Below are 14014 nucleotides of genomic sequence, written 5' to 3'. Positions count from 1 at the left end.
TTACTTGCTGATATTATTGAAGATAAAGAGAGAAATGAACGGGGTATAAAGGGGTATGAAGCTTTTTCGAAGTATCTTACTTCTGACACTATGAAATCAGGATTTTATAAGTCTTTAGGTATTTTATAAATCAATTAAATCAGAAATGAATCGAGGAAGTACACGAGGAGCTTCAAGATGAAAATAACTCATATAAACAATACTGATCTTCCAGGTAGCAGGTTTAACGGGCATGATCTGCAACTTGATATGAACCAGAATGGTCACGAAGCATACCAAATAGTTGCAGAAAAATTAGGGCATGATGAACATACTATATCATTATTAAAGTCTGAAGAACACACGATCAGGAAGTTATTTATGGAATTTGAAGAAAGATTATCAATGCATAGTCTGATTTACCCCTATGGACGAAAAATTATGGAACTACGTGAATTTCGAGAGGCTGATGTTGTTCACTATCATCTGATTCACAATTATCTAATATCATTGTTTGATTTTGAAGAAATGACAACCCAAAAGCCCTCAGTCTGGACACTACACGATCCTTGGGCATTTACTGGACATTGTGTTTATCCACTAGGGTGTGATAAATGGAAATCAGGTTGCCACTCGTGCCCACAGTTAGATACCATATTCCCTATGAAATATGATAAAGCATTTCAGATGTGGGAAATAAAAAAAGAAGTATATTCAAAACTTGACCTGGACATCGTAGTTGCATCTAAATTTATGTACGACCTTGTAAAGTCTAGTCCATTGACCTCTCATTTTGAAAGAGTGCACCTAATTCCTTTCGGAATAAAGCTTGATAAATATAACTCCATTGAATCTAAAAATATAAGCAGGAAACAATGGAACATTCCTGAAGATCATTTTGTAATTGCTTTCCGAGCCGACAGGTCCAAATTTAAAGGCTATTCATATATTTTGGAGATGTTAGATAAACTAGTCCCTAACAGAAAGGTTACTATTCTAACGGTTGGGGAAAGTGGACTCCTAAATAAATATAAATCTAAGTATAATATTATCGATTTTGATTGGATCACTGATGATCTTCATATGACACAGTTCTATGCTGCATGTGATGTCTTCCTAATGCCGTCTACTGCTGAAGCATTTGGTTTAATGGCTATAGAGGCTATGGCGTCCTCCCGGCCAATCATAGTGTTTCCGGACACTTCGCTTCCGGAGGTTACGTTTGCTCCAGAATGTGGGATAGTAGTTGAAAAAGGAGATACGACTGGGTTTTGTAATGTAATAAATGAATTAATGAACAATCCTAGAGAATGCGAAAGACGTGGACGACTCGGGAGGCAATTGGCAGAAAAGAACTATAGTTATGATGTCTATTATCAAAAACTCATGGACTTGTATAAAGAAGTGTCAAAAAGGAAGAAAAAATGAGAGAGCAAATAGAGACAAGAGTAAGTAGTGTTGAACTATTAAGAGTAATTGGATTTGTAATGGTTATTATGATACATGTGATAGGTGTTGGTTTAGCTTTAAAAACGATGTCATTGGATTCATTGAACTGGCATTTCTCGAATTTAATAAGGAGTGTTTCTAGTATAGCGGTACCATGTTTCTTTTTGATATCCGGATTTTTCATGCAATCTTACGAAATGAAAATAAGTAAACAAATAAAAAAAGTTATGACACCTATGATTTTTTATGCAATTCTTATATATTGTATAAACGTAATTTTTTTTCCGGAAATACTTCCTACACCTTTTATGTTATTAAAAGATTTTATGACCAGCGGATCTGTTTATTATCATTTTTGGTATGTCTATATTTACATTTGTTTAATTTTAGTATCGCCTTTCATTAATCTGTTGTTAAATCGAATGCCCAAAGAGAAAATGAAATCTCTACTGGTTACTTTATATGGTATTTTTATAGTGCCGTCTTCAATTAATCACTTACTACAAGATTTGTGGTTACCCGAAAATCTGATTTATAGTGCATTTCTTCTATCAGTCACACTATATATTCAAGGAGCTTATATTAAACGTTTTGGTATACAATTAGGCAGAGGACAATTGTTCATAATTTTTACTATAGCTACTACAGCAATTACTACATTAACATATCTATACAGCAAAGAAGTGGGTTCGTACGTCAGCTCGTTCCACAGCTATTCAAATATTTTTGTTGTAATAGCTGCCGTCAGTTTTTTTAGTATATTTATACGATGGGAGTTACGGAAGAATCTATTTATAAACAATATAGCCTCCAAAACATATGGTGGTTATCTAGTTCATACGCTCGGAATAAGCGTTTTGCAACACATATTCACTAAAGTATCACCTTTTACAAGTTATAACTCACCAATGTACATACCAAATTGCATTTTGTATATTGGGCTAGTGTTTCTCTTCTCAATGATTGTGGAGTATACAAGGAAAGTGCTAGTAGTGTTCGTATGGAGAAGAATAAGAGGTGAACCTTTGTGAAATTTACAGGAGAGAGATTTATACCAGGAATAGAGGAATATGACAAAACCCCTATGGCTTATGAACACTGGCAGAGGTATTATTCTACTTTAAGCCATATAAAAAGTAAAGTTGTCATAGATATAGCTTGCGGTGAAGGATATGGCTCGAATTTAATGGCTGAAAGTGCTGGGCAGGTATATGGTGTAGATATAAGTAAGGAGACTATTCATCATGCTGAAAAGAAGTATGTTCGTAATAATCTGACTTTTTCGCAGGGATCGGTTGAAAAACTTGATTTTGATGACAACACTATAGATGTAGTGATCTCATTCGAAACGATTGAACATGTGAATTTAGAGGCACAATATTTGTTTATTACAGAGGTAAAAAGAGTATTAAAGAAGGACGGCATATTAATTTTGTCTTGTCCGAATAAAAGAGTCGCTTCTGACTATGCATTCGATACATGGGGCTATAGAAATGAATTTCATGTAAAAGAGCATTATATCGACGAATTTAGTCATTTTCTCAAAAGCTTTTTTGAACATGTTAACTTTTCCTATCAAAGATATGAGACAGTGCTAATTCTAAGTTCAGAGAATGCTACTAGTATGGATATAATACTCAAGAATCAGAGTAGTTTCGAGCATGCGCAAAATATGATTGTAATTTGCAGTCAATTTGAAGTGGGGCTAAGTCTAAAAAATTCAATAGTACTAGAAGAACCAGGAACATATTTGGAATTAACACGGAATCTAGCGGGTGCAGAGAAACATATAAATTTGATTCTAACTAGGATTGAAACATTAGAAAAACAAAATGGTCAATTGCAAGGCGAGAAGGACAAACTGCGAGAGATCGTTGAATTACTTTCTATGGAATTAGATCAAGCTGAGAATACGAGCCTAATAATGGCGCAAGAAAACATCACCTTGCTGACATACAAAAAGGAATTAGAACGGTTATTGAACACAAGAAGCTTAAAATTAATGAATAGATTGTTTACTATGAAACAGAAAATCAAAAATATGTATAAGCGAGGAAAATGAGATGTTTAAAGATAAAATCCTATTAATAACCGGAGGAACAGGCTCATTCGGTAATGCAGTGCTCCGGAGATTCCTAGATAGCGACATTAAAGAAATACGTATATTTTCGCGTGATGAGAAGAAGCAGGATGATCTAAGAAATTATTACAAGAATAATAAGATCAAATGCTTTGTAGGCGATGTGAGGGAATATGGCAGCGTTGAATCGGCGATGTACGGTGTTGATTATGTATTTCACGCGGCAGCTCTTAAGCAAGTTCCATCATGTGAATTTTTTCCTATGGAAGCCGTGCGAACGAACGTAATAGGAACAGAGAACGTATTAAATGCCGCGATTGTTAATGGAGTCGAGAAAGTCATTTGCCTATCCACGGATAAGGCGGTATATCCGATTAATGCGATGGGTATGTCAAAAGCGATGATGGAGAAGGTGGCGTCATCTAAATCTAAGATGGGTGCGAACCGAAAGACCGTAATAACCATCACGAGATACGGGAATGTTATGGCTTCACGAGGTTCCGTTATTCCTTTGTTTACTAAGCAGATTAAAACAGGACAAGCTATTACAGTTACAGACCCTAATATGACAAGATTCATGATGACTCTAGACGACGCAGTTGATCTGGTTTTATTTGCTTTCGAGAATGCCAGAGGCGGAGAACTATTCGTGCAGAAGGCGCCGGCAGCTACTATTGAGGTGTTAGCCGAAGCCATGAAAGCAGTGTTCCAATCTGATGTTGATGTGAAATGTATAGGGACACGTCATGGGGAAAAGTTATATGAATCACTACTTACCCGAGAAGAAAAGGTTAGGGCCGTCGATCTTGGGCGATACTTCATGGTGCCAACAGACGACCGTGATTTGAACTATGGTAAATACTTTGTGGATGGAGATCAAATCATCACGGAAGCGGAAGACTACACCTCACACAACACGGATCGGCTGAGTAGAGATCAACTCGAGGATATGCTGCTCAATATGGATTATATACAGAATGAACTAGAAAAAACATCATATAGTGAGGGTTACTAACGATGAAAGTCATGACGATCGTAGGAACGCGTCCGGAAATTATAAAGTTGAGCTGCGTCATCGAGGAGCTGGATCGATACACCGATCATATTCTCGTCCACACGGGACAAAACTATGACTATGAATTGAACGAAATATTCTTTAACGGCATGGGGATCCGCAAGCCTGATCATTTCATGGAAGCCGCTGGCGCCAGTGCTGCGGAAACAATCGGCAATGTTATCATCCGGTCTGATGAGCTATTTAAATCGTTGCAGCCTGATGCTGTATTATTATATGGCGACACTAACTCGTGCTTAGCGGTAATATCCGCAAAACGCAATAAAATCCCAGTATTCCATATGGAGGCAGGGAATCGATGCTTCGACCAACGTGTGCCAGAAGAAATAAACCGCAAGATTGTCGATCAATTAAGCGATATTAATATGACGCTTACAGAACACGCTAGGCGATATCTAATTGATGAGGGGTTAAGGCCAGAGACAGTTATAAAGACGGGCTCGAGCATGAAGGAAGTTTTGGCTCGTCAGGCGGAAAGTATCAATAACAGCAATGTGCAACAGGAGCTTGGTTTATTACCAGGTCAATTTTTTGTAGTAAGTATTCATCGGGAAGAAAACGTGGATTCTCCTGTCAACTTCTCTAATTTGTTGGATTCTCTAAATGCAATCGCGGATACGTATGGAAAAAAAATCATTGTTTCTACTCATCCGAGGACTCGGAAACTGTTAGAAGGTAATCAGATTGACCTCCATCCCTTAGTAGAATGGATGAAGCCTTTAGGTTTTGCTGACTACATTTCCCTTCAGCAGAATGCGTTTTGCGTCATTTCAGATAGTGGAACTATTACGGAGGAGGCCTCCATATTGCAATTCCCCGCTATCACAGTTCGTCAAGCGCATGAAAGACCCGAAGGGATGGATGAAGGAACTTTAATTATGTCCGGAACGCATCCGAAAGATGTCCTAGCAGCGATTAACGTAGTGGTCGCTCAGCATCAGCAAGGAAATCGAATGAAGCTCGTCGAGGATTATAATGCGGATAATGTTTCGCTAAAGGTAGTGCGTATCATTATGAGTTATACAGGCTACATCAATCGTACGGTCTGGAGAAAAGATCATTAAAGGAATGAGAGAGATGACGAAGGTTGCGGTTCTAGGGGCTACAGGTATGGCGGGACACGTTATAGCCATGTACTTGGAGGAGAAGGGTTATGAAGTGTACAGAATGTCCAGGAGCATGGAGTCGGGAGAGAGAGCGGCTTCAGTTGACGCATCGAATACGAGTGCAGTAATAAACTGGCTTGATAAAATAAGTGCCGACATTATTGTTAATGCGATTGGTATTCTGCAGAGAGAGGCTGAGGAGAGGCCGGATATTGCCGTGCTTATTAATTCCTATTTGCCTCAGAGATTGGCTGTATACGCAAAGGAAAAAGGAATTAAATTTATCCATCTCAGCACCGATTGTGTGTTTTCAGGTGCAAAAGGAGGGTATACGGAAGCGGCGCTTCAGGATGGCAGAACGATGTACGATCGCTCGAAAGCGCTCGGAGAAGTGAGCGCAAATCGCAATCTAACGTTCAGAATGTCGATATTAGGTCCAGATATCAGCCATAACGGGACTGGATTGTTTCATTGGTTCATGAACCAAACAGGGAAGGTCAACGGCTATGTGAATGCGATCTGGAACGGTGTTACTACTATCGAGCTGGCCAGGGCCTTAAATGAGGCTATCAAGCAGGATCTAAGTGGGTTATATCATCTGACACCTCCGTTCACGATTAATAAATATGAGCTATTGTTGCTATTTAAAGATATTTTTAATCGCAATGATATCGAAATTATGCCCCATGAGGATTTTAACGTCGACAAGTCTCTCGTCAATACACGAACGGATTTTAACTATGTCATTCCGCCTTATTCACAGATGATCGAAGAGATGAGGCAGTGGATATTTAAGCACAAAAAGGTATATCAGTATGAATAAATTGAATGTTATACTCAGGGGATTCTTCAAATATCGTAATCTATTGATGGAACTCGTTATTAGGGATATTAAGACAAGATACAGGAGGTCGGTATTGGGGTTGCTGTGGACACTCTTAAATCCACTGCTTACAATGATCGTAATGACCATTGTATTCTCAGCATTGTTCCGTACTCAGATCGAACATTTTCCTGTCTATCTGCTATCAGGCTCAATCTTATTCACTTTAAATATTGAAGCTACAAATACGGCGCTTACGTCCATTATTGGGAATGGAAGCTTGATAAAAAAAGTTTATATACCCAAGTATTTGTTCCCACTCTCAAGGGTAGTATCGAGTCTTGTGAATTTCTGTTTTGCTTTTTTGGCGCTTCTAATAGTTATGGCAGTTACAGGGGCCCCATTCCAATTGTCCATGCTGCTTGCTATTGTGCCTGTTTTCTATTTAGTTTTGTTTACGACAGGGCTGAGTCTTGCTTTATCGGCGCTGACTGTTTTTTTTCGGGATATCGCACATTTATATAGCGTATTCGCGTTATTGTGGACCTACCTGACGCCTATATTTTATCCAATTACGATTATTCCGGAACGTTATATGGTATTATTCGAATGGAATCCAATGTTCCATTATGTCAATTATTTTCGCAAGCTCATACTTGAAGGAACCGTCCCTGGACTGACCGAGAACCTATTGTGTTTATCAATAGGCATAATGGCTTTGGCGATCGGGTTGGTAACATTCTACAGAACCCAAGATAGGTTTATATTGCATATTTAGCAGCTATACACAGGTGGCTGGCGGAACGAGGTGAATCCACTGTCTGATTTCATAATAGATGTAAATAATGTTTCGATGAAGTTCAACATGAGTAAGGAAAAGGTCGACAATATAAAGGAGTATATCGTTCGTCTTGTTAAAGGCAGAATTAAAATTACAGAGTTCTGGGCTTTAAAGGATATTTCTTTATCCATTCGCAGAGGAGAATCACTCGGGATCGTGGGTGTGAACGGGAGTGGGAAAAGTACTCTCCTGAAGGTGATTGCTGGTGTTATGAAGCCTACAACGGGGAGTATTGGCGTATATGGTACGGTTGCTCCTTTGATTGAATTAGGTGCCGGCTTTGATTATGAATTGACAGCCAGGGAGAATATCTTCCTGAATGGAGCTATTCTTGGTTATAGCAGGGCCGCGATGAGTGCGAAGTTTGAGGAAATCATGGATTTCTCAGAGTTGCAGGAGTTCGTAGATGTTCCGATCAAAAATTTCTCTTCAGGGATGGTTGCCCGATTAGGGTTTGCCATTGCTACAATTAGTCGTCCGGATATTCTAATAGCAGATGAAATTCTAGGCGTAGGAGATTACAAATTTCAATTGAAATGTGAGCAACGGATGAATGAGATTATATCCACAGGCGCTACCATTATATTGGTATCCCACGCTATCGAACAAATCGAAAAAATGTGTACCCATACGGCATGGATCAATAAGGGGAGGCTCATGGCTTTTGGGCCAACTTCAGAGATAGCCCCTCAATATATGGCTAGTCTACAATGAGTGGAGAATCGAAAGTAATTGTACATGTGACGGAAACGATGGCCTCGGGTGTTCTGAAATATTTGCAAGAGGTTACGAATGTCGTGACTCATGGGGATGTACAGCACTATATTCTTTATTCGAATAATCGTAGATTTACGCCAGATAAATTGTCTGAGATATTGCCAACACAGATTAAATTGATACCCATTCAACTCAGCTTCAACAATATAAGCAAAAGTCTGTCGGAATTAAATGATGCTATTCGCGAGATTCGACCAGATATTATTCATTTACACTCCTCTATTGCTGGTTTTTTTGGTAGAATATTGTCGTTGAGGTATTCGAATATACAATTCTATTATACCCCACATGGATACAGCTTTCTCATGACGAGTCGATCTCCTGTTGTCAGAGTTTTATATGTAATTGCTGAATGGGGACTTTCGCAATTCAAATGCCAGATTGTCGCTTGCTCGAAGAGTGAATACCGTTATGCTTCAAGATTAAGCTGGTTCCAGCCTGTGCATTTGATTGAGAATGCTCTGAAGCCATTCAGCTTAGGGGCGGATCTCACTAGGACGCCAATCCGGGTAATTGGGGTCGGACGTCTAGAAGAACAGAAGGACCCACTTTACTTTATTCGCATTGTTGCAATGTTAAGAAAAGTCTATCCAGAGGTAGAGGCAGTGTGGGTCGGGGACGGTTCCTTGAAACAAGAATGTATAGAGCTCAATTATAGGCTTCAAGCAAATGTGATATTTAAGGGATGGTTATCCAATGAAGGTACACTTCAACAATTGCGGATGGCCACCTGTTATCTTCAAACTTCGAAATGGGAAGGGTTGCCTTATTCGGTGCTTGAAGCAATGGCATCAGGACTGCCGGTGGTTGCAAGTAATCGGATTTTTCATCGCGATCTTTTCGAACAAGGTTATAATGGACTTCTGGCAGATAATGAGGAAGAATTTGTTCGAGGTGTATGTGAGTTCCTATCCGATATGCGGGAGAGCGCAAGTATGGTTTCTGATAATAAAGAGAAGCTTGCCAACGAGCAATTTAAATTTGTTCAAAGAATTCTTGAAATCTATAAATTGATGAAATAGAGGTGGTGCCTCATGCTCCGGCGTAATTCTGGATTTTTGACTCCTCTATATGCTGTTAGTGATTTTCTGATGATACAGACAAGTTTCGTAATTGCATGGTGGATCAAATTTCAGAGTGGGCTCATGACCTATCATAATCCATTGCCTAGAAGTGAGTATTTTTATTGGAGTGTCGTGTATGGTCTACTCGCATTATTGTTAGGATATACCTTTGCATTTTATACGACCAAGCGACGTAAAAGATTTTCTGCTGAGCTATTAAAGATTATTCAAATTCAATTCATGACCTTCCTGGCATTGCTCAGTGTTTTTTTTATTTTGAAGGTAGTTGATATCTCAAGGGCTTATCTTGCGTTGTTCTTGTTCAGTAGTATTTTTTTAATATCTTTATATCGTTTATTTGTGAAGTTGGTATTGAGATGGATTAGAGAAAAGGGCTTTAATAAACAATTCGTAGTTATTGTAGGCGCTGGTTCACTAGGAAAAAGATTCTACAAGAATCTGCAGCATTACCCTGAGCTTGGGTATGAAGTAATAGGGTTCTTGGACGATCACTTAATCGACCATGAGGTAGATGCCGCTGACTATCCGGATATTCTCGGTCCTATTGAGAAATTGGGAGAGGTACTTAATAGGAATCATGTGGACGAAGTGATAATTGCGCTTCCATTACATGCGCATGAAAAGTTCGAACGAATCGTGGAATTATGCGAGAAGGCAGGGGTAAAGGCTTTAATAATACCTGATTATTTTGACTTCTTGCCTGCGCGTCCTTACTTCGAAAATTTTGCGGATATGCCTCTAATTAATGTTCGTGATATACCTCTAGATGAGTTGCGAAATCGAATGGCTAAGCGGGGATTTGATATAGCATTTTCATTATTTAGTATTATTCTAACGGTGCCATTAATGTTGCTGATTGTATTGGGTATTAAGATGACTTCTCCCGGACCTGTCATATATAGTCAAGAGAGAGTAGGACTGAGGCGGAAAACCTTCCGGATGTATAAATTTCGGAGCATGAGAATTCAGACAGAACTATCATCAGATCAAACGTGGACGGTCGAAAATGATCCTCGACGAACTCGATTCGGAGTATTTCTAAGAAGGACAAGCTTGGACGAGCTTCCACAATTTTTTAATGTTTTGTTGGGTCATATGAGCGTTGTCGGTCCTCGTCCTGAGCGCCCCTATTTCGTTGAGCGCTTTAAAGAAGAGGTTCCTAAGTACATGGTAAAGCATCATATACGTCCAGGTATAACAGGTTGGGCTCAATCAAACGGCTATCGTGGAGACACATCCATCCCTGATCGGATCAAGCTCGATATCTTCTATATTGAGAATTGGACGCTGATATTCGATATAAAGATTATTATGAAGACCATTTATAATGGTTTTTTTAACCGGAATGCGTACTAATTCGTATATACTTGACGCAACCTTAACGTCGTTGCTACCGTTATGTTCCATGACGGAGTACGGCGTTTTTTGTCGTTAACCTAAATTATTGGGGCGCAAAAGCCGACAAATAGGGTACGAGCGTAAAGCCTAAGGAGTGAATATTGATCATGAAAGTAACCCGCAAGCTGTCTATACTACTTGCCATTGCCTTGCTTCTGCAGATCGGCTTGCCTGCTGCAGGATGGACTCTGAACCAGAGCGCCGTGACGGCGGCACCAGCCGGACCGGTAGCCGTTAGTTTATCGCCCGCCGATAATTTGACCGGAGTGCCGTTAGGCGCCAATCTGATCCTGACCTTCGACGAAGCCGTCCGGGCAGGGGCCTCGACCTCATACATATCTATATACAAATCGTCCAATAACAGCCTGGTGGAAGCGATCAGCGCCACTTCCGGGCAAGTGAGCATCAGCTCCAATACGGTAACAATCAATCCAACGCTCGCCTCGACGAATTACAAGTTCGAGCTGAATACGGAATATTATGTGATGATTGATGCTGGAGCATTCCTTAACGTGTCGAACGGAGCGGCTTATTCGGGCATTCAGAACGCGACACGCTGGAACTTCCGCACCGTTGTGACGGAAGATACAGTGAGGCCGACCTACGTATCTCGCACACCGGAGGGCGGTACGCACGCCATTACGACCTCGCTCTCCATCACATTCAGCGAGGCGGTTTATGCCGCTTCGGGCAACATCGTCCTGAGTTCGACAGATGATATGCGATATATTCCGGTCACGGCAAGCAGCGTGACGGGCAGCGGCACCAATACGATCTCCATCATCCCGGACGGAGCTCTCATGCCAAGCACGACCTATACGGTGACGGTAGCAGGCGACAACTTCGAGGATGCATCCGGCAACACGTTTGCGGGCATGTCCTGGTCGTTCACGACAGCAGCGGCGCCTGTCAATCTGTCTTCTACGGACCCGTTCCAACCTGCCGACAACGCGATTTTGGTGCCGATTGACAGCAATCTTACGATACGATTTGATCAGGCGGTACAAAGAAGCGCCGGCAAATCTATCGAGATCCGCCGAGTTAGCGACAATGCGGTCGTGGAAACTATTGTAGCTAACTCCTCGAGGGTGACGCTCAGCGAAGGCAACACCGTCGCGACGATCGATCCCGTTTCTAACCTCGCCTCGAGCACGGCTTATTATGTCATTATCGAGCCAGGCGCGTTTACGAGACCATCACCGAATACGTCGGATTGGTTCTACGGCATCTCCGCGGCGACGATCTGGAACTTTACGACAGGTTATGGCAACGATGTTACGCCTCCGGGTCTCACCGGCGTTACGCCGACCTTCGGAGGCACAGCCAGTGGCACCAATACGCTGCTGACCTTAACCTTCAACGAAGAAGTATACCCGAATACGGGCAACATCGAAATTCGTCAGTATAACGGAGGGACGTTGTTCCGCTCCATCCCTATTACATCGCCGCGCGTAACGGGCGGCGGTACAAAGCAGATTACGGTAGATCCGAACAAATATATTTCATCTTCCGATCCGGCGAAGTCGTTCGTCAACAACACCCGTTATTATGTCACGATAGGCAATCGCGCGATTAGAGACGGCGCAGGCAATTTCTACGCCGGCATCTCGAGCACAACGGGTTGGACCTTCACGGTTACGCAGGACGGTACGCGTCCGATGCTGAGCTCCTTGACGCCGGCGAATGGGGCTACTGCCGTTCCGGTCCAGTCGCAATTCGCAGCTTTATTCGACAAGCCGGTGATGACCGGACCAGGAGCCATTACTTTTAATCCGGCGAACTCGAGCGGCTCGGCTGTTTCCGTCACGGGATCCTTTAGCGTAGATCCCGCCAATAACAAAAGGATTTTGATAACGCCTAGCCAGCCGCTCGCGGCTAACACGAACTACTATGTCAATATCGAAGAGAATGCCGTGCTGGATCTTGTCGGCAACTCTTTTGTCGGTATTCTCAATACGTATCAGTGGACGTTCCAAACGATAGGCGGAGACACGACGCCGCCGACGATCACGAGATCGGAAGTGAGCGGCTCCATCATTCGCTTAATCTATAATGAGCCGCTTAAAGCGGATCTGAAGCCTTCGCCAGCGAGCTATTACGTCACAGTCGCCGGCGCTCCGCGCAACGTCACTGCCGTGAAGGTAGAGGGCAATATCGTCGCGCTGACGTTGGCAAGCTCCGTGGGCAGCAATCAGAAGGTAGTGTTGTCGTATACGAAGCCGGCTACCGGGCTTGTTCAAGACATGTCCGGCAATGAGGCGGCAACGATAACGAATCTGGAAGTGTCGAACGGTTCAACGGGCACCGTGCCTGTCGTGAGCAGTGGAACGGCCTACGGCAATACGGTAAATCTTAATTTTAGCGAGTCGCTGTTCTCGGTTAACACCTTCGCTTACACGCAGTTCACGGTCACGGTCGGCGGGGCCAGCTACAGTCCGACGGCGATCTGGCATAGCGGGAACATCATTCAGCTGACGGTCAACGCTTCCATAACGAGCAGTCAGCCTGTATACGTATCCTACACTCCGAACAGCTATCCATTATTAGGCGTGTCAGGCAATACGGTAAGTGCGTTCAGCAATTATACGGTGAATGCAGGCAATACTGGCGGCGGCACCGTAGGAGATTATTTCGCGCCGACGGTTGTAAACATCACGGCTAACGGAACGTTGGTGTCCGTCAAATATAATGAACCGTTGAATTCCAGCACGGCGCCGGCCATTTACCAATATAGCGTAACGGCCGACGGCAGCGCGAGAACGATCAGCAACGTCATAGTGGCAGGCGACACCGTTTACTTGACGTTGACTTCGGGCGTGGCTACAACGCAGCAGATTCTGGTATCCTATATCGCGACCAATGCGACGTTAAAGGATTATTCCGGCAACTCTGCGGCTTCGTTTACGAATATTACCGCTAACAGCGGTACAGGGACGGGAACCGGACAGACAGGCGCGCTAAGGGGCGCCATCCTGAAAGGTCGGACGCTGACGTTAACCTTCAACGAGACGCTTAACCAGGTGTCTGTGCCTTCGAGCAGCACGTTCGTTGTTCGCATCAACAATCTCGTCAGAACGATCAGTACCGTGCAAGTAGCCGGATCAGCCGTTATTCTGACATTGTCCTCTCCGGCTAATGTTGGAGAATCGGCAACCGTCTCGTATCTGCCAACAGGCGTGGGACTCGTGACGCTCGGCGGCCAGTCCGTGGCCAGCTTTACGAATGCCAACGTCGCGAACCAGACGACGCTGCTGGATAATCTGACCGGCGATTATGAAGCATCGGACGGCGGAGGTATCGCGATCAAGTATACAGGCGCGACGACAACGGCCGACACTTCGCCGGCAGGCGTATCCGCAAGCCGCTATACCGTGAGCAACGACAAATTTATAGCGGCGGGG

At 42.8% G+C, this 14014-nt stretch carries 11 protein-coding genes; all 11 read left to right on the top strand.

Annotated features, from left to right (window positions below; all coding sequences use genetic code 11):
• The first annotated feature begins 177 nt into the window (after positions 1 to 177).
• Positions 178 to 1407 carry a glycosyltransferase gene (locus PAT3040_RS12850; protein ID WP_108992964.1) on the top strand — a complete coding sequence of 410 codons (1230 nt, stop codon included), beginning with the start codon at positions 178 to 180 and terminating at the stop codon, positions 1405 to 1407.
• Positions 1404 to 2459, top strand: coding sequence for an acyltransferase (locus PAT3040_RS39990; RefSeq protein ID WP_108992963.1), 1056 nt, complete (start codon positions 1404 to 1406; stop codon positions 2457 to 2459). Before PAT3040_RS12850 ends, PAT3040_RS39990 begins: the two co-directional genes overlap by 4 nt.
• Positions 2456 to 3490, top strand: a complete 1035-nt coding sequence (locus PAT3040_RS12840) for a class I SAM-dependent methyltransferase (RefSeq protein ID WP_108992962.1) — start codon at positions 2456 to 2458, stop codon at positions 3488 to 3490. The genes PAT3040_RS39990 and PAT3040_RS12840 overlap by 4 nt, the downstream gene beginning before the upstream one ends.
• Position 3491: 1 nt before the next feature.
• Positions 3492 to 4523: a polysaccharide biosynthesis protein gene (locus tag PAT3040_RS12835; RefSeq protein ID WP_108992961.1), complete on the top strand. Its 1032-nt coding sequence runs from the start codon at positions 3492 to 3494 to the stop codon at positions 4521 to 4523.
• A gap of 2 nt (positions 4524 to 4525) precedes the next feature.
• The gene (wecB, locus tag PAT3040_RS12830) at positions 4526 to 5647 is read left to right on the top strand and encodes a non-hydrolyzing UDP-N-acetylglucosamine 2-epimerase (protein ID WP_108992960.1); all 1122 of its coding nucleotides are present in this window, start codon (positions 4526 to 4528) and stop codon (positions 5645 to 5647) included.
• A 13-nt stretch (positions 5648 to 5660) separates the two neighbouring features.
• On the top strand, positions 5661 to 6512 hold the full coding sequence (locus PAT3040_RS12825) for an SDR family oxidoreductase (protein ID WP_108992966.1): 852 nt from the start codon (positions 5661 to 5663) through the stop codon (positions 6510 to 6512).
• On the top strand, positions 6505 to 7290 hold the full coding sequence (locus PAT3040_RS12820; protein WP_108992959.1) for an ABC transporter permease: 786 nt from the start codon (positions 6505 to 6507) through the stop codon (positions 7288 to 7290). Before PAT3040_RS12825 ends, PAT3040_RS12820 begins: the two co-directional genes overlap by 8 nt.
• Before the next feature lie 30 nt (positions 7291 to 7320).
• The gene (locus PAT3040_RS12815; protein WP_258234961.1) at positions 7321 to 8067 is read left to right on the top strand and encodes an ABC transporter ATP-binding protein; all 747 of its coding nucleotides are present in this window, start codon (positions 7321 to 7323) and stop codon (positions 8065 to 8067) included.
• Positions 8064 to 9152 carry a glycosyltransferase gene (locus PAT3040_RS12810; RefSeq protein ID WP_108992958.1) on the top strand — a complete coding sequence of 363 codons (1089 nt, stop codon included), beginning with the start codon at positions 8064 to 8066 and terminating at the stop codon, positions 9150 to 9152. The genes PAT3040_RS12815 and PAT3040_RS12810 overlap by 4 nt, the downstream gene beginning before the upstream one ends.
• Positions 9153 to 9164: 12 nt before the next feature.
• Complete coding sequence (locus tag PAT3040_RS12805; RefSeq protein WP_108992957.1) at positions 9165 to 10571, top strand: undecaprenyl-phosphate glucose phosphotransferase; 1407 nt, start codon at positions 9165 to 9167, stop codon at positions 10569 to 10571.
• A 149-nt stretch (positions 10572 to 10720) separates the two neighbouring features.
• Positions 10721 to 14014 (top strand): Ig-like domain-containing protein (locus PAT3040_RS12800; RefSeq protein WP_146200413.1); only part of this gene is annotated, 3294 nt, incomplete at its 3' end.

The organism is Paenibacillus agaridevorans, assembly GCF_003112455.1.
GTDB lineage: Bacteria > Bacillota > Bacilli > Paenibacillales > Paenibacillaceae > Pristimantibacillus > Pristimantibacillus agaridevorans.
This window is presented reverse-complemented; position numbering and strand designations above follow the sequence as displayed.

Excerpts from the sequence above, each read along its gene's own strand:
- PAT3040_RS12850 (WP_108992964.1), top strand. The coding sequence starts at position 178 with ATGAAAATAACTCATATAAACAATACTGATCTTCCAGGTAGCAGGTTT.
- PAT3040_RS39990 (WP_108992963.1), top strand. The coding sequence starts at position 1,404 with ATGAGAGAGCAAATAGAGACAAGAGTAAGTAGTGTTGAACTATTAAGA.
- PAT3040_RS12835 (WP_108992961.1), top strand. The coding sequence starts at position 3,492 with ATGTTTAAAGATAAAATCCTATTAATAACCGGAGGAACAGGCTCATTC.
- wecB (WP_108992960.1), top strand. The coding sequence starts at position 4,526 with ATGAAAGTCATGACGATCGTAGGAACGCGTCCGGAAATTATAAAGTTG.
- PAT3040_RS12825 (WP_108992966.1), top strand. The coding sequence starts at position 5,661 with ATGACGAAGGTTGCGGTTCTAGGGGCTACAGGTATGGCGGGACACGTT.
- PAT3040_RS12820 (WP_108992959.1), top strand. The coding sequence starts at position 6,505 with ATGAATAAATTGAATGTTATACTCAGGGGATTCTTCAAATATCGTAAT.
- PAT3040_RS12810 (WP_108992958.1), top strand. The coding sequence starts at position 8,064 with ATGAGTGGAGAATCGAAAGTAATTGTACATGTGACGGAAACGATGGCC.
- PAT3040_RS12805 (WP_108992957.1), top strand. The coding sequence starts at position 9,165 with ATGCTCCGGCGTAATTCTGGATTTTTGACTCCTCTATATGCTGTTAGT.